Origin of the sequence: Stenotrophomonas sp. SrG (assembly GCF_050031795.1) — a bacterium.
Classification (GTDB): Bacteria; Pseudomonadota; Gammaproteobacteria; order Xanthomonadales; family Xanthomonadaceae; genus Stenotrophomonas; species Stenotrophomonas rhizophila_A.
Genome location: NZ_JBNBBE010001015.1, coordinates 1 through 241, shown reverse-complemented (window position 1 = coordinate 241; position 241 = coordinate 1). Strand labels below are relative to the sequence as shown.

Sequence of the window (241 nt, the reverse complement as noted above, 5' to 3'; positions counted from 1 at the left end):
TCCGGTGACGTTGAAGCCCCAGCGCTCGCCCTCGTAGTACGAGGCGATTTCATATTTCGTGCTGGTCTCCGGAAGCAGGTTGGGCGACCCCACCAGCGGCAGCACGCCATGGCCGCCGAACCCGGTGACGCCGGGGAACAGCTGGTCCGGGCGCGGGGTCTGGTAGCCGGTCCTCACGCCACCCTTGAAGGGCCAGGCGTCGCAGGCGGTCCACACCAGGTAGGCGCGCGGGCGGAGGGGG

The 241-nt window shown here is 70.1% G+C and carries 1 protein-coding gene; it reads right to left on the bottom strand.

What is annotated here, in order from left to right; translation table 11 throughout:
• Nucleotides 1-241: TonB-dependent receptor domain-containing protein (locus ACQG3P_RS22560; protein ID WP_426806299.1), on the bottom strand; the 241-nt coding region annotated here is incomplete at both ends.